Raw genomic sequence first — 14,752 nt, forward strand, 5'->3', positions numbered from 1 at the left:
ATTTTGGCACTTCGGAGGCTATAAACAAACGCAATGACCAGGACACTACTTGTATCACTGTTTCTATTTCTTGGCGTATTACAACCAATTAATTATCAGGCAGATATAGTTGATGATTTGCTGGTTAGTTTCCGTAACGGGAATGCAAAGCAGGTCGCCGCAAACTTTGCGCCGACTATAGAACTGATCATTCTTGAAGAAGAAGATGTGTACTCTAAGGCTCAGGGTGAGCAGATTCTTAAAGATTTTTTCTCAAAACATACGCCTGTCAAAGCCACCATCTTTCACAGGTCAAACGAGACTAAAAGTTACCGGTTCGCCGTCATTACTTTAAACACCAACAATGGCAATTTTCGCGTGGCAACCACACTGAAGCTGACCAACAATGCGTTCAAAATCTCTGAGCTTAAGATAGAGCCCATCAAAAACTAACATATCCCTGCCCAAATTATTACTTTTGCCCGAAAAAACTACCGAGTTTGAACAGACCGCAATTACATCAATTTATACAGAACGCCCTCGCAGAAGATGTTGGCGACGGAGATCATACATCATTGGCTACCATTCCGGCTTCAACGCAGGGCAGGGCCAGGCTGATCATCAAAGAGGCGGGGATTCTCGCGGGAATGCAACTGGCTGCTGAAATTTTTGCTGTTGTAGATGATACCCTCAAGGTCGATATGCTTGCCAAAGACGGAGATCAGGTTGAACCCGGAAATATTGTACTGACCGTTTCCGGCAGTACGCATTCCATCCTTATTGCTGAAAGGCTTGTTCTGAACTGCATGCAGCGCATGAGCGGGATCGCAACCAAGACCAGAAAGATGCAGGGGCTGATCGGCACGCATCGGGCCAAACTGCTGGATACCCGTAAAACAACCCCTGGACTTCGCCTGCTCGAAAAATGGGCAGTGCGTATCGGCGGCGGGGTTAACCACCGGATCGGCCTGTACGATATGATCCTGATCAAAGACAACCATGTCGATTATGCCGGCGGTATAGCCAATGCACTTCAGGCGGCGCGGAACTATCTGAAAGATAAAAATAAACAGTTGCAGATCGAAATAGAAGTGCGTAACCTGCAGGAACTGGACCAGGCCATCGATGCCGGGGGCGCAGACCGTATTATGCTTGACAATTTCAGCTTTGCAGATCTTCGCGAAGCTGTCCGTAAAATCGGCGGACGCTTTACCACAGAAGCATCTGGCGGAATAACAGAAGAGAATATAGCAGACTATGCTGCATGCGGTGTCGACTACATATCTGTGGGCGCCCTGACGCACAGCGTGAAGAGCCTGGACATGAGCCTGAAAGCATATTAACGCAATTTTCAGCCAGTTGAAACGTGTTTTTTTTGTATCATTGTAGGATATGATCTCGGTATACTCCATCGCCGCATTGGTTCTTGCATATCTTTTGGGCTCAATACCATCGGCAGTCTGGATCGGACAAGCTTTTTATGGCATTGACGTCCGCGAGTACGGCAGCGGTAATGCCGGTGCTACCAATACCTTCCGGGTACTCGGAAAGAAGGCCGGTATTATTGTAATGCTGATGGATATCTCCAAAGGTTTTACCGCTACAAAACTTGCTTATTTCATCGGCCTGTCTGTTACCGGGCCTCACGCATCTGTACAATTTGTTAATTACGAACTTGCGCTGGGCGTTACCGCCGTCATGGGTCACCTTTTCCCTGTTTTCGCCGGCTTCAGGGGAGGAAAAGGTGTCGCCACACTTTTTGGAATGGTTTTGGCTGTCAACTTCCCGGCAGCGATGCTTTGTGTTCTTGTCTTTGTGGTAGTCTTACTGATCTCAAATTATGTTTCACTGAGCTCAATCTGCGCGGGTTTCACTTTCCCACTTAGCATTGTGTTCGTGTTTCATTCATCGATCAAAGCTGAGGTGTTATATGGCATGTGTGTCTGTGTCCTGATCATGGTTACGCACCAGAAAAACCTCGAGCGGCTGCTGAAGGGCAAAGAATCCAAAGTCTACCTGTTCAGGAAGAAAAAAAGCTAAAAACAAAACCTATGAAATTAACTCACTTGTCGGGTATCGCAGCTGCGGTACTTTGTATATCTGCGTGCTCAACAGTTCCGATTACAGGCCGAAGCCGGGTCAGCCTGGTAGACGACAGCCAGCTGCAGCAGGCCGCAGCGGCCAGCTATTCGCAATTAATCAGAGACCCAAAAACCGTTGTTTTAAATAATGCGGATGCCGCCCGGGTAAAGCGTATTGGTCAGCGTATCCAGACAGCTGTAACCCGGTATATGAATGCAAATGGGTATGGAGCTCAAATCCAGAATTACAGCTGGGAGTTTAACCTGATCCAAAGCCCTGATATCAATGCATGGTGTATGCCTGGTGGTAAAGTTGCTGTTTATACAGGTATCTTACCTGTAACGAGAGATGATGCCGGTCTGGCTACCGTGATGGGGCATGAGATTGCACACGCCATTGCGCAGCATTCGGCTGAACGTGCTTCACAAACTGCGCTTGCGCAGGTGGGCGGAGGTTTGCTTGGTGCAGCAACCGGAGGTAAATCTCAAGCTACACAGGAAATTATAAACCAGGTTTACGGCATTGGCGCCCAGGGTTTTGTATTGCTGCCAAATTCGAGAAAACAGGAACTTGAGGCAGATCACCTCGGACTTATCTTTATGTCTATGGCTGGCTTTGATCCGTCTAATGCAGTTGGTTTCTGGCAACGTATGGCTGCAGCGAGCGAAGGCCGTCAGAAACCACCCGAATTTCTCAGTACACACCCTGCAGATGCAACACGAATCGCACAAATTCAAAGAGATCTGCCAGAGGCCAAAAAATACTACAATTCAAGCACCGGTAAGCCGGTCAAATAATAAAAAACCCCGAAGCGCACTTCGGGGTTTTTTATTTTGCAAGGTGATTAAGCCTGCTGCAGAAGGTTTTTCCAGCTTACCTTTTCTCCGATGATATGTTCGAGGTCTGATATCGCAACTCGTTCCTGTTCCATGCTGTCGCGATGACGGATCGTAACGGTCTCGTCTTCGAGGCTCTGGTGATCAATCGTGATACAAAACGGTGTACCAATGGCATCCTGACGGCGGTAACGTTTGCCAATCGAATCTTTTTCCTCGTAAATCAGGTTATGGTCAAATTTAAGCTTGTCCATGATGGCACGCGCTTTTTCAGGCAGTCCGTCTTTTTTTGTCAACGGCAGGATTGCAGCTTTAACCGGTGCCAGGGCGGGGTGGAGGCGCAGAACGGTTCTGCTGTCCTGCTTTTCTTCTGTACTTAAATCCTGCTCTTCGAAAGCGTTGATAAGCGTCAGCAGGAACATGCGGTCAAGACCGATCGATGTCTCGATCACATACGGAACGTAATTGCCATACGGTTTACCTTCCTCATTCAGATCGTTGTCAAAATATTGCATTTTCTTCCCAGAGAATTCCTGGTGCTGCCCGAGGTCGAAGTCGGTACGGCTGTGGATGCCTTCAACTTCTTTGAAGCCGAACGGAAACTCGAACTCAATATCAGTTGCCGCATTTGCATAATGCGCAAGTTTAACGTGGTCATGATACCGGTATTTTGCGGCATCTGTTCCGAGTGCCTTATGCCATTTTAACCGTGCCTCTTTCCAGTATTCAAACCACTTGCGGTCTTCACCCGGACGAACGAAAAATTGCATTTCCATTTGCTCGAACTCGCGCATGCGCATAATAAACTGTCTTGCAATCACCTCGTTACGGAAGGCCTTGCCGATCTGGGCAATGCCGAAAGGAATTTTCATCCTGCCGGATTTCTGTACGTTGAGGAAGTTGACGAATATGCCCTGCGCGGTTTCCGGACGCAGGTAAACAACGTCTGCATCTTCAGACATGGCGCCGAACTGTGTGCTGAACATCAGGTTGAATTGCCTCACTTCCGTCCAGTTGCGTGTGCCGCTAACAGGGCAGGCAATTTCATGTTCTTCGATCAGGACTTTCAGGCGGGGAAGATCTTCCGCCTTCAAGGCGTCGTCCATTGCGGTTTGAAGAGACTCGGCTTTATCTGTTTTTCCGTCTTTGCGGTATTTTTCAATTTTATCCTCGAGCAACTGGTCGGCACGGTATCGCTTTTTTGAATCCTTGTTGTCGATCATGGGATCATTAAACCCATCAACATGTCCGCTGGCCTTCCATATCTTTGGATGCATAAAGATAGCGGAGTCAATACCAACAATGTTTTCGTGCATCTGCACCATGGCCTTCCACCAATAGGTTTTGATGTTGTTCTTTAATTCTGCGCCCAGCTGGCCGTAGTCATAAACGGCGCTGAGACCATCATAAATCTCACTGCTTTGAAATACAAAACCGTATTCTTTTGCATGCGAGATGACATTTTTAAATTGCTCGTCGTTAGTTGTCTTAGCCATAGTGCTGCAAATATAACAATCTCCTGCACATGTGTCCGGCCGGCCTGAAGGCGTTTTTTTATTTGCCTCCTCATCATTTTAGCAGTTTCGGATCCTTGCGATCTGACAGTTAGAACGTACTTTTGAACATGAAAAAAATAAGTCTGATTTTCTTTTTACTCCTGACGGTTGCATCAATTTACGCCCAGCAGAAAGTCAACCATATCAAGTTTAAAAGCCCAGCCGCGTTCAAGGCTTTTCTTCAGCGAAAAACCACACCTTATCCGCTGCTTAGCGCGCACCGGGGCGGGCCTATGCCCGGCTATCCAGAAAACTGCATCGAAACGTTTGAAAATGCGGCGCGGCTGCAGCCTGTGATCATCGAGTTTGACGTTGCCCTGAGCAAAGACTCGGCACTGGTCATCATGCACGACGACCGGCTTGACCGCACAAGTACAGGCAAAGGTCTTGTGAGTGACTATACGCTGGCCGAACTGCAGCGATACAGGTTGAAAGATAACAACGGTAGGGTAACAGATTTCCGTATTCCCACTTTAGATCAGGTATTGCAGTGGGGCAAAGGAAAAGTTCTTTTTACGATCGACCTTAAAAAAGGGGTTCCGTATTCAAAGATCATCGCATCCATCAGAAGAAACAGGGCAGAAGACCGGAGTATTGTGATAACCTATAATGCCGGCCAGGCTGCAGAGCTTCACCGGCTGGCGCCTGATCTGATGATCTCGGCTTCAGTCGGCCGCGAAGAAGACCTGGACCGTCTGAACAATATGGGCGTTCCGGATAACAGGATCGTAGCGTTTACCGGAACTGCTGCAAAAGACAAGACGCTTTATGATTTCCTGCATAGCAGGGGAATTACAACGATCATGGGCACAATGGGTAATATTGACAATCAGGCAAAAGCCCGTCCCGGCCGGCCGGTATATGGGAGATTGCTTGAACTTGGCGTCGATGTCTTATCGACCGATGAGTTGATTCTTGCGGGTAAAGAGGTAGACGCCTTCAGAGCGAAATCAAAACTGACTTTAAAGGAATTGAAGGTCAGATAGTTGATTTTCTTTTGGTGAAAATGTCATCTTTTGTGAACAAAGAGGAATCACTGGCGTTAAACATAGGTATCATTTATTATTCTTTTACTTATGAAAAAGTTAATTTTTACTTTGTTATTTGCCGGCTCTGTAGCGGCTTCTGCCCAGGCGCAGATTCAACAAGGGAATGTGATGGTGGGAACTAACCTGTCAAACATTAATTTCTCACTTGATAAGCCAAACGCGTTTAGCCTGGCCATTAACCCCAAGGCAGCCTGGTTCGTTGACGATGGTGTTGCTGTGGGTGGCGACGTGAAATTTGGCCTCGAAGCTCCCGGCAAAGGCCTTGGCACCACCATTAATTATGGAATTGGCGCGCTTGGCCGTTACTACGGACAGGTTGGTGCCAATGAACTGATCAAAAGTTCAAGGTTCTTTGGCGAAGCGACCGTTGGTGTTGCAGGCAGAAATCTGTCAGGCGGAGGTTCTACAAATGGCCTCGGTTTTTCATTCGGTCCTGGTTTTACCTATTTCATCACCCGTTCAATTGGTCTTGAAGCGCTGTTGAAGTATGAAGGAACTGTTGGTTTCGGCAGCAGTGCTTATGCGCACGACCTGAACCTGGGTGTCGGTTTCCAGATCTATCTGCCTGGCAGAAGTACTGCCCGGAAAGTAGACCGCGACCTGGATTAGGGTTTTTATACCGGTTTAAAAAATGTAAAAAGGGTGTCGGCATGTGCAGACGCCCTTTTTTTCTTATTGAAGTTTAGCATATTTGAAAAATATACTTAAGCAGACAACATATGCAGGCACTTAAATTACGCACCATTGGTTTTTTTTCTTTTCTCTTTATATCAGCCTTTTCTGCGACAGCGCAGGATGGTAATTCCGGACTTAGTTTCGCCGCAGAACTTGGTTTGCCATCGGGTAATTTTTCGAATGCGAGTAATTTTGGAGCGGGAGCATCGGTAAAGGCCGATATAGGGCTGAGCGAGAAATTTGCGCTGACCGCAAATGCAGGTTACATGAACTTTTTTGGCAGGAATGCCTTCCGGGTAAACGTGCCCGATTTCAGTTATATTCCGCTTAAGGCCGGATTAAAGTACTTTTTTACAGAAAAAGCGTTTGCAGAAGTGCAGGGTGGCGTAGCGCTGCCGGCTTCAGAAGCAAATAAAATGGTTTATGCCTGGTCGCCTGGTTTCGGTACCAGGTTCCGGGTTTCTGCGCGAGCAAAAATGGAAGCCGGTATCAGATATGAAGGCTGGACAAGCCGTTCGGATTTCCAGATTGACGGCAATCAGCACTTTTCTACCCGCTCTTTCGTAGGGCTCCGCATCGGTTATTTTCTTCCGCTCTAAGGAAAACTTATTTTTTCATGAACAAAATAACTTTGTTTGTGTTTTTTGTTGAATAGTCTGAAAAGGACTCAAAAACTTTAAAACACAACCCTTATGAAAAAGTTATTTTTACTCACGGCGCTGGCAGGTCTGCTGTCTTTCGGCGCCTCAGCACAGACAGCGGCGGGCAACAAGCTTGGTGTTGGTCTTGAATTCGGTTTACCTGTTGGCGACTGGTCTGATGGTATGAATCTTGGCTTCGGCGGATCTGGTATTATGCATATCCCGATCAGCAGCAGCAAATTGTACGGAACGATCAACGCTGGCTTTATCAATTTTAAAAGTAAGGAAGTCGCCGGATTTACGTATGACTATGGCGTTATTCCATTGAAAGCCGGTGTTAAGTATTACTTCGTTCCAAATTTCTATGGTGCTGCTGAACTTGGCGCGGCCATCGGAACGAATGAAGGCGCAACGACTGCATTTGCCTATTCACCCGGCATTGGTGTAGATTTCCCGGTATCTGACAAAACTTCGATCGACCTTGGTGCTCGTTACGAAGGCTGGTCTGCGAACGGCGGAACGAATGGTTTTGTAGGCATTCGTGCAGCATTCAACTTCGGTCTTTAAAAATCGATACAATTTTTTCGGAGAAAGCTTGCCAGATGGCAGGCTTTTTTGTTTTCCGGTCCGTTTTTCCTGCCACCGATGTTGATAGCTCGAATTTTTCAACATTATTTGAAGCGCAATCAACACGCTGAATAATTTTTATATTTTTGAGCACTTACAAATCGTATCATGAGATTTATTGTATCTACGTCAACATTGTTAAAGCATCTGCAAACCGTTAATGGTGCGTCAAGCAGCAGTACGGTATTGCCTATACTGGAGAACTTTCTGTTCGAAATAAAAGAAGGCCAATTGGTTATATCGGCAACTGACCTGCAGACCAGTATGACTACTTCGCTTGCTGTTGAGTCTAAGGAAGAAGGTAAGGTGGCTGTACCATCAAAAATTCTTCTTGATACGCTGAAAACCTTACCCGACCAGCCAATTGCCTTCAATATCGATGACAATACGTTTGCTATAGAAATCAGTGCCGGCGATGGTAAATACAAGCTAAGCGGTGAAAACGGAGATGACTTTCCGAAAATTCCCATAGTAGAAAATGCATCTTCTGTTAATCTGCCGGCCTCTGTATTGGCGGAAGCGATTACGAAGACAATTTTTGCTGTGAGCAACGATGAGTTACGTCCTGCAATGACCGGCGTTTTCTGCCAGCTGTCTACCGAACATATCACATTCGTAGCTACTGATGCGCATAAGCTTGTCCGTTATCGGCGGAAAGACAGTAAAGCCGAAAAAGCCGCATCCTTCATCCTGCCTAAGAAAGCACTAACACTTTTAAAAAATGCCCTGCCGGCTTCTGATCTGAATGTATCGGTAGATTATAACGCAACAAGTGCCTTTTTCCGCTTCGAAAATATCAATCTTGTTTGTCGCTTAATTGATGAAAGGTATCCCGACTATGAAGCGGTGATCCCGGGCAATAATACGAACAGGCTAACCATAGACCGGGCCTTATTTTTGAACACGCTTCGCCGGGTGGTAATTTTTGCAAACAAAACAACGCATCAGGTGCGTCTAAAGATCAATGGAAGCGAACTGAATATTTCTTCCGAAGATCTTGATTTTGCCAACGAAGCCCATGAGCGTCTGAGCTGCCAGTACAATGGTGAAGACCTTGAAATTGGTTTCAATGCTCGTTTTCTGATCGAGATGCTCGGCAACCTGAGCGGCGAGGAGGTAACGCTTGAGCTGTCAACGCCAAATCGTGCCGGTTTGCTTATCCCTCAAACCAATGACGAAAACGAAGACGTCTTGATGCTTGTTATGCCGGTCATGCTGAATAACAGTTATTAACTCAGGAAAAAATTTTTTGACACTAAATGGCCTGGTTTTTGACCGGGCTATTTTGTTTTAAATCATCCGTTCATGAAAATGCTCTGTTCGCGGAAGACCGATGCCATATCGACTTTTCTTCTGCTTTGTTTCGTGTTCACCACGTCTTGCAAAAAGGTCGATCCCGATCCGGTTGTGAAAGGCGAAGCCAAAGTACGCCTGGTCAACGCAGCAAAAAATTCAGCATCAGCTGAATTTTATACGGACGATATAAAAATCAGCTCATCAGCAATCACCTACGGGCAGGCAAGTGATTACATGAAAATCGGATCAGGGCCGCAGAAAGCACAGGTTGCCGAGAATGGTTTGGTAGCCATATCAAATGAAGTAAACTTTGTGCCCGGCTTTTCTTATACTGCTTTTACGATTATTAATCGCGAGAATAAACCCGAACTTATGCTCATCAGAGACAGCCAGGGCGCTGTTGAGCCGGGTAAGGCTATGATTCGTATTGTGCATCTTGCCAACGGCGTTTTCCTGGGTCTGAACACGGGCATGGCGGGAGGAATAAACTTTGTAACCAATCAAACTTATAAGTCTGAATCCGGATATTTTGCCGTCGACCCTGGTATTGATCTGCTCTTGTATTCTAACGGGGGAGAGGCTTACAGGAAGACGATTCCGGGTACAGAGATACAATCCGGCAAGGTTTATACGGTCTGGGTAGATGGTGGTGCCACTGACCTGGGTTATCATCTCATCGAATATCAATAATGTGACAGTTTTCGCCGGCCAAGTCAATTTTTGTTTATCTTTAGCTCAGAAAAACCAATTATGATGAATCTTTTCAAAAAATATAGATATACAGGCGGACTAGCGGCGCTGGCCCTCTTTTTTGTTGTAACGCTGGATGCGTGTAAAAAATCTTCTGACGAAGTTCCTGAAGTTGTAGGTAATGCGAAGATGAAGTATGTAAATGCGCAGTCCGGTTCGCAGCCCCAGGAGGCGTTTATAGGTGATACGAAGGTCTCAACGGCGCCGGTTGCATATAACAACAGCAGCGACTATCTTACCGTTTCTGCCGGAACACGTACCTTATCTTTCAAAGATCAAACGAGCGGAACATTGTCTGCATCTTCACAATTAAATATCCCTGCTGATGTGAACTTTACCAGCTATTACGTTAAAAATGCACAGGGCACCGGTCAGGTACTGGCACTGCTTGACGATCTTACCCCTCCAGCACCATCAACGCAGGCACGTGTAAGATTTCTCAATCTGGGCGCAACTTTTACAAACGGCGTCAATGTTACTGAAATTGCCGGGGGCAATCAGTTTATCTCCAGTCTTTTGTTTGGCAACGTTTCTCAGTATTTCATGATTCCGCCTAATACGGCCCTGAAGGTTTCGCCCGTTGGCGCAATAACAGCTACCGATATTCCAACCGGAACCTTTGCTGCGGGAAAAATTTATACCGTATGGATCAACGCGAATGCTAACGGGAATGCTGAAGCTCATATAGTTGTTCATAACTAACTGATCATTATAATTTAACATAAAGAATATCACGCCTTTTGACGTGATATTTTTATTTTTGTCGCTCAAACACACGTTTTGGATATTTTCTCTCAGCTTTTCGACTTCATTCTTCACATCGACAAACATCTTGTCGAGATTGTAAACGATTATCAGACCTGGACTTACCTGATCATGTTTCTGATCATTTTTGCAGAAACCGGCCTGGTGATCACGCCTTTTTTACCAGGTGATTCTTTGCTGTTTGCAATGGGCGCGCTCATGGCTAAAGGCGGAACGGGACTTGATGTGTATGTAATGGCCCTGCTCCTGTGCATCGCTGCGATAACAGGTAATTCACTGAACTATTTTCTGGGAACCTTTTTTGGCGTGAAGGTATTTAAAGACACCAACCGGATACTCAAACTGGAGTACTACAATAAGACGCATGCCTTCTTTGAAAAACATGGTGGGAAAGCGATTGTATTCAGCAGATACCTGCCCATTTTCCGTACCATTGCGCCCTTTGTTGCTGGTGTGGCACGTATGCCCTTTGGTCGTTTTACGCTATTTAATGTAGTTGGAGGCATCTCATGGATCGTTGCGTTTCTTTTTGCGGGTTTCCTGTTCGGCAATATTCCCGTTATCAAAGAAAACTTCACTGTTGTGATTGCCACAATTGGTATACTTACCTTTTTGCCGGCCATTATCGCGGCATTCAGAGCTAAGTTTAGCAAGAAACCTGTCGTTTAATATTCGCGGCCGAGTATTTTTCCCTTCTGATAAGCTTTTTCGGTTTGCTCTTCCAGAGTTGATGCTGCCTGTTGCTGCTTAACAGGAGGCATATTCTCCAGGGCGGGCTGCCCGGCATCCACCCATGCGGTATACCAGTAAGCGGCTACAGCCCGAATGGATGCGCGCATCTGCCGTTCCACCATTCCGTTCAGCGCCTCATGATAGGCACGGGAATAGTCTACCGAATACGCCCGGATAACCTGGTTCTTATGGCGATAGAAACTGAACTGTCTGTCTGAAGGAAATTTTTTTTTGAGTGAAGCCTCAATAGACAACACGCTGTCTACTTTTGATCTGGTGTTTTTTGCAATTCGCCAGGCCTCATCTAGCGGTTTTTCGATATAAGTCGCCTGCCCCGCAAAAAAATTGTAGGCTCCTGAAAACAACTCAGGGAGCCGGCTCTCCCAGAATGCGTGAATTCCCCGCTGATTTGTCAGCTGGCCATTGTGATTATTGGTCATGTGCAGGGGTACATGCGCATCTGCAATGTAATGACCAAGGTTTGATGCAACGCGAAGAATCTTGAGCGAATCCCGGTCACGGAAGGCAGCGACAAGCTGCAGGTAAGAAAAATGGATTTGCCACGGAACGATTCCGCTCTTTTGCAGCATCATAAGGCCAAACCGTTCTTTTGCGGAGTTATAGCGCCTCGGAACACTGTCAAGCGGACCATAATCTTCTGCGTCCAGGTAATGTCTGGCTGCCTCGAGTGTATCTGCGTAACGTCGCTTATCTGCATCCGTTGCATGCTCGGCCAGGTAAGCAACATTCGATTTAAAAAAGCGCAGCATCCCGGGAGGCAGGCTGTAAACGGCGATCGTATTAATCTTCCGATGGGCGAAAAATCCCCAGGAACAGCAAAAAAAACCGCCCATAATAAGCGCACACATAAACCATTTCATTAACCTGAAGTTAATGAAATATTCTTAGACGTTTGTTATTCGTCTATTTTTTTACCCTTCATTGCTGAAGAAATTGCGATGTCCATAACACGTTCTGCAAATGGGCGGGTGTATTCGTTCAGGGCATCGGTGTGTTTAAGAATAGTATCCTTGTCAGCTGTTTGCAGGCTCTGGCGAAGCTGAGCAATCAGCAGCCGGGTGTGTTCAATTTCTTCTTCATTGAGGAACTGGCTGTTTTTCTCAAGGAAACGTTCAGCGGTATAAGCGAGTTGTTCACCTTCGCCGCGCGCCTCAATAACCATTCGCTGCTGCACATCTTCCTTCGCGTGAGTAACGCTGTCAATGAGCATTTTTTCGACAACATCGTCGGTCAGGCCGTAACTTGGCTTAACCTCTATTTCCTGTTTTACGCCCGACCTGAGTTCTATAGCCTGTACGGTAAGAATGCCGTCTGCGTTCAGTATAAAGTTGATATCAATCTTTGGCAGGCCCGCCGGCATGGCCGGGATTCCTTTCAGCTCAAATTCAGCAAGTTTCCGGTTCTCCTGTACCAGGTCGCGCTCGCCCTGGAATACTGCTATCTTCATGTTCACCTGCCCGTCTACAGACGTGGTGTATTGCCTGCCTGCCTTGGTAGGAATTTTCGCGTTGCGGCTGATGATCACATCCATCAAGCCACCCATGGTCTCGATTCCCAGCGAAAGGGGGGTCACGTCAAGAAGCAGGATATCTGAGCGATTGCCAGCGAGAACATCGGCCTGGATAGCCGCCCCAAGTGCTACTACTTCATCCGGATTGATATGGTCCTGCGGTTTCCTGCCAAACAGTTCCTCTACCTTACGCTTAACATATGGTGTGCGCGTAGAGCCGCCAACAAGAATGACCTCGTCAATATCTGCCGCTGTAAGCCCCGCATCTGAGAGAGCGAGCCTGCAGCTGTTAAGCGTTCTTTCAAGATTTTCAGAAATCAGACTTTCAAACGTCTGACGATCAATGCTGTACCAGATATCGCCCGCCTTTTCGTTATAAAGGTTTTGCGTAGAAAGTGCTTTTTTAGCCAGCTCAGCCTGTAAACGAAGCGTCTGCATCTGGACCTGGTCTTCCTGTAAAACGCTGCGGTCTAAATCATTTTTTTCGATCCAGTAATCCACGATTGCACGGTCGAAGTCATCGCCGCCAAGAAAAGTATCACCATTTGTTGCAAGCACTTCAAAGATGCCATTCTGAATAGATAACAGCGACACATCAAAGGTCCCGCCGCCAAGGTCGTAAACAGCAATTGTCTTTTGCTCCTGTGGATTAAGCCCGATTCCATAAGCCAGACTTGCGGCAGTAGGCTCGTTAACGATACGGAGTACGTCGAGCCCGGCAAGTTTCCCCGCATCACGGGTAGCCTGTCTCTGGCTGTCGTTGAAATACGCAGGTACTGTAATCACCGCCCGGTTTACGGGCGTCTTCAAAGCATGCTCCGCGCGATGTTTCAATTCCTTTAAAATTTCGGCCGACAGCTCCACAGGCGTGTAAAAACGGTTAGCGGCCCTGATCTTAACAAGGGCATCTGTATTGTCGTCTATAATTTTGTAAGACAGCAGGTCCTGATGATCAGCAACGTCCTGGTATGAACGGCCAAGCAGGCGTTTTACCGAAAATATCGTATTCGCGGGATCTGTAGTCAGGAAGGCTTTGGCCTCATTTCCAACCACTGCATCGCCATGTTCATTGAAGTGAACAACGGAGGGAACCAGCAGGCCCTTGCCGGTATCATTTATTGCCTGAGGTTGTTTCTCGGGGTTTATAAACGCAACCAGGCTGTTGGTCGTGCCCAGGTCAATACCTACAATAAGCTCTTCCTGCTGAAGCGATCCTGTTGCGAGGTTAATCGAAATTTTTGCCATGCAGCAAAGTTACAGATTACTTTACTCCCTGCGCAAGCAAGTGCGGGTAATTCGGTCAGCACAGCATCATAAGCACAAGCAGAAATAACTTGTTTTAAAAGCGAACATTCATTTATATTTGCAGTGAACAGTCATACCGATGCGAAAAAGGGATCCCGAAAAAGAAGAGGCCGTGAAAACTAAAGCCATTGATATGCTGGTCAATGACGGTTTTGAGGGTTTTAGCATGAACAAACTTGCCAGAGCCTGTGGCATATCTGTGGCCACGCTGTATATCTATTATCGGGATAAAGATGACCTGATCTTAAGCATAGCAGCCGAGAAGTTCCGGGAAATGAGCGAGGCCGTGCTGGGCGATTTTGATCCTGAAGCAGATTTCGAGACAGGCATGCGTAAACAATGGGAGAACCGCTACCGTTTTATGACTGAGCGGCCTGTTATTACACGTTTGCTCGAACAGTTTCGCAGTTCAAGCTATCAGCAGCGTGTTATTCCGGATATTTCGCGTGCCTTTAAAGAAAAGATGGGCGCCTTTGTAAAGAGCGCGGTAAAGCGGGGCGAGATCGGCCAGATGTCTATTGAGACGTTCTGGTGTGTTGCTTTTGCACCCTTGTACGCGTTACTTCGGTTTCACGAAGAAGGCAGGAATATGGCTGGCCAGCCGTTCACGGTAAATGAAGCCATACTCTGGCAGACGTTCACATTTGTAATGAAGGCGCTCAAACTTTGAATCTGATGTTTTTTATTAATCCCTACAATCATGACAACTTTTGATCACATTCTCTTATTCAAGACCGACTTAAGCAGCCGCAGCGCCGTTGATCTGATCAGGCCGGTATTGGATTCTCTCGAACATATTGAACAGTGGAACGTTGATCTTTGGGATGAGGATTTTGTTCTTCGCGTTGTTTCATACAAAGCTACACACGACGAAATTATTACGCTCCTGAACCGTGCGGGTCATGCCTGCGCAGAACTCAAATAAGCT

The 14,752-nt window shown here is 46.7% G+C and carries 17 protein-coding genes; 14 read left to right on the plus strand and 3 right to left on the minus strand.

The genetic code is table 11. The features are described 5' to 3' along the window. The first annotated feature begins 33 nt into the window (after positions 1–33). From EJV45_RS04520 to EJV45_RS04535, 4 genes are read left to right on the plus strand one after another with little or no spacing between them, the layout of a single operon-like run. A complete protein-coding gene (locus EJV45_RS04520; RefSeq protein WP_129714470.1) occupies positions 34–432 on the plus strand; it encodes a DUF4783 domain-containing protein in 399 nt (132 codons plus the stop codon). Between the two features lie 47 nt (positions 433–479). Beyond that, the gene (nadC, locus tag EJV45_RS04525) at positions 480–1,322 is read left to right on the plus strand and encodes a carboxylating nicotinate-nucleotide diphosphorylase (RefSeq protein WP_129714471.1); all 843 of its coding nucleotides are present in this window, start codon (positions 480–482) and stop codon (positions 1,320–1,322) included. Positions 1,323–1,371: 49 nt separating this feature from the next. Then, positions 1,372–2,019 carry a glycerol-3-phosphate 1-O-acyltransferase PlsY gene (gene plsY, locus EJV45_RS04530; RefSeq protein ID WP_129714472.1) on the plus strand — a complete coding sequence of 216 codons (648 nt, stop codon included), beginning with the start codon at positions 1,372–1,374 and terminating at the stop codon, positions 2,017–2,019. Between the two features lie 11 nt (positions 2,020–2,030). Next, positions 2,031–2,858, plus strand: coding sequence for a M48 family metallopeptidase (locus tag EJV45_RS04535; protein ID WP_129714473.1), 828 nt, complete (start codon positions 2,031–2,033; stop codon positions 2,856–2,858). A 47-nt stretch (positions 2,859–2,905) separates the two neighbouring features. On the opposite strand, the gene EJV45_RS04540 is transcribed toward EJV45_RS04535, so the two are convergent. Next, positions 2,906–4,393, minus strand: a complete 1,488-nt coding sequence (locus EJV45_RS04540) for a glycine--tRNA ligase (protein WP_129714474.1) — start codon at positions 4,391–4,393, stop codon at positions 2,906–2,908. Positions 4,394–4,521: 128 nt separating this feature from the next. Between EJV45_RS04540 and EJV45_RS04545 the strand changes: the two genes are divergently transcribed. The 8 genes from EJV45_RS04545 to EJV45_RS04580 all read left to right on the plus strand — a co-directional run bounded on the left by EJV45_RS04545 (position 4,522) and on the right by EJV45_RS04580 (position 10,925). Next, complete coding sequence (locus EJV45_RS04545) at positions 4,522–5,439, plus strand: glycerophosphodiester phosphodiesterase family protein (RefSeq protein WP_129714475.1); 918 nt, start codon at positions 4,522–4,524, stop codon at positions 5,437–5,439. Positions 5,440–5,529: 90 nt separating this feature from the next. Then, the gene (locus EJV45_RS04550) at positions 5,530–6,111 is read left to right on the plus strand and encodes an outer membrane beta-barrel protein (protein ID WP_129714476.1); all 582 of its coding nucleotides are present in this window, start codon (positions 5,530–5,532) and stop codon (positions 6,109–6,111) included. 110 nt (positions 6,112–6,221) lie between these two features. Then, positions 6,222–6,776, plus strand: a complete 555-nt coding sequence (locus tag EJV45_RS04555; protein WP_129714477.1) for a hypothetical protein — start codon at positions 6,222–6,224, stop codon at positions 6,774–6,776. Between the two features lie 93 nt (positions 6,777–6,869). Next, on the plus strand, positions 6,870–7,385 hold the full coding sequence (locus EJV45_RS04560; protein ID WP_129714478.1) for an outer membrane beta-barrel protein: 516 nt from the start codon (positions 6,870–6,872) through the stop codon (positions 7,383–7,385). A gap of 168 nt (positions 7,386–7,553) precedes the next feature. Then, positions 7,554–8,678, plus strand: a complete 1,125-nt coding sequence (gene dnaN / locus EJV45_RS04565) for a DNA polymerase III subunit beta (protein ID WP_129714479.1) — start codon at positions 7,554–7,556, stop codon at positions 8,676–8,678. A 72-nt stretch (positions 8,679–8,750) separates the two neighbouring features. Further along, on the plus strand, positions 8,751–9,431 hold the full coding sequence (locus EJV45_RS04570) for a DUF4397 domain-containing protein (protein ID WP_129714480.1): 681 nt from the start codon (positions 8,751–8,753) through the stop codon (positions 9,429–9,431). Positions 9,432–9,491: 60 nt separating this feature from the next. Continuing rightward, positions 9,492–10,193, plus strand: a complete 702-nt coding sequence (locus EJV45_RS04575) for a DUF4397 domain-containing protein (protein WP_129714481.1) — start codon at positions 9,492–9,494, stop codon at positions 10,191–10,193. A gap of 78 nt (positions 10,194–10,271) precedes the next feature. Continuing rightward, on the plus strand, positions 10,272–10,925 hold the full coding sequence (locus tag EJV45_RS04580) for a DedA family protein (RefSeq protein WP_129714482.1): 654 nt from the start codon (positions 10,272–10,274) through the stop codon (positions 10,923–10,925). On the opposite strand, the gene EJV45_RS04585 is transcribed toward EJV45_RS04580, so the two are convergent. Continuing rightward, positions 10,922–11,869 (minus strand): zinc dependent phospholipase C family protein, encoded by a 948-nt coding sequence (locus tag EJV45_RS04585; RefSeq protein ID WP_129714483.1) that lies wholly within the window; start codon positions 11,867–11,869, stop codon positions 10,922–10,924. The genes EJV45_RS04580 and EJV45_RS04585 overlap by 4 nt on opposite strands. A gap of 35 nt (positions 11,870–11,904) precedes the next feature. Then, positions 11,905–13,764 carry a Fe-S protein assembly chaperone HscA gene (gene hscA / locus EJV45_RS04590; RefSeq protein WP_129714484.1) on the minus strand — a complete coding sequence of 620 codons (1,860 nt, stop codon included), beginning with the start codon at positions 13,762–13,764 and terminating at the stop codon, positions 11,905–11,907. Between the two features lie 139 nt (positions 13,765–13,903). On the opposite strand from hscA, the gene EJV45_RS04595 reads away from it, so the two are divergent. Both EJV45_RS04595 and EJV45_RS04600 read left to right on the plus strand, forming a co-directional pair. Continuing rightward, a complete protein-coding gene (locus EJV45_RS04595; RefSeq protein ID WP_129714485.1) occupies positions 13,904–14,494 on the plus strand; it encodes a TetR/AcrR family transcriptional regulator in 591 nt (196 codons plus the stop codon). A 30-nt stretch (positions 14,495–14,524) separates the two neighbouring features. Then, a complete protein-coding gene (locus EJV45_RS04600; protein ID WP_129714486.1) occupies positions 14,525–14,749 on the plus strand; it encodes a hypothetical protein in 225 nt (74 codons plus the stop codon). Positions 14,750–14,752: the final 3 nt, after the last annotated feature.

This window comes from Pedobacter sp. SYP-B3415, assembly GCF_004138205.1.
Taxonomy (GTDB): Bacteria; Bacteroidota; Bacteroidia; order Sphingobacteriales; family Sphingobacteriaceae; genus Pedobacter.

Excerpts from the sequence above, each read along its gene's own strand:
- EJV45_RS04520 (WP_129714470.1), top strand. The coding sequence starts at position 34 with ATGACCAGGACACTACTTGTATCACTGTTTCTATTTCTTGGCGTATTA.
- plsY (WP_129714472.1), top strand. The coding sequence starts at position 1,372 with ATGATCTCGGTATACTCCATCGCCGCATTGGTTCTTGCATATCTTTTG.
- EJV45_RS04535 (WP_129714473.1), top strand. The coding sequence starts at position 2,031 with ATGAAATTAACTCACTTGTCGGGTATCGCAGCTGCGGTACTTTGTATA.
- EJV45_RS04540 (WP_129714474.1), bottom strand. The coding sequence starts at position 4,393 with ATGGCTAAGACAACTAACGACGAGCAATTTAAAAATGTCATCTCGCAT.
- EJV45_RS04545 (WP_129714475.1), top strand. The coding sequence starts at position 4,522 with ATGAAAAAAATAAGTCTGATTTTCTTTTTACTCCTGACGGTTGCATCA.
- EJV45_RS04550 (WP_129714476.1), top strand. The coding sequence starts at position 5,530 with ATGAAAAAGTTAATTTTTACTTTGTTATTTGCCGGCTCTGTAGCGGCT.
- EJV45_RS04555 (WP_129714477.1), top strand. The coding sequence starts at position 6,222 with ATGCAGGCACTTAAATTACGCACCATTGGTTTTTTTTCTTTTCTCTTT.
- EJV45_RS04560 (WP_129714478.1), top strand. The coding sequence starts at position 6,870 with ATGAAAAAGTTATTTTTACTCACGGCGCTGGCAGGTCTGCTGTCTTTC.
- dnaN (WP_129714479.1), top strand. The coding sequence starts at position 7,554 with ATGAGATTTATTGTATCTACGTCAACATTGTTAAAGCATCTGCAAACC.
- EJV45_RS04570 (WP_129714480.1), top strand. The coding sequence starts at position 8,751 with ATGAAAATGCTCTGTTCGCGGAAGACCGATGCCATATCGACTTTTCTT.
- EJV45_RS04575 (WP_129714481.1), top strand. The coding sequence starts at position 9,492 with ATGATGAATCTTTTCAAAAAATATAGATATACAGGCGGACTAGCGGCG.
- EJV45_RS04585 (WP_129714483.1), bottom strand. The coding sequence starts at position 11,869 with ATGAAATGGTTTATGTGTGCGCTTATTATGGGCGGTTTTTTTTGCTGT.
- hscA (WP_129714484.1), bottom strand. The coding sequence starts at position 13,764 with ATGGCAAAAATTTCGATTAACCTCGCAACAGGATCGCTTCAGCAGGAA.
- EJV45_RS04595 (WP_129714485.1), top strand. The coding sequence starts at position 13,904 with ATGCGAAAAAGGGATCCCGAAAAAGAAGAGGCCGTGAAAACTAAAGCC.
- EJV45_RS04600 (WP_129714486.1), top strand. The coding sequence starts at position 14,525 with ATGACAACTTTTGATCACATTCTCTTATTCAAGACCGACTTAAGCAGC.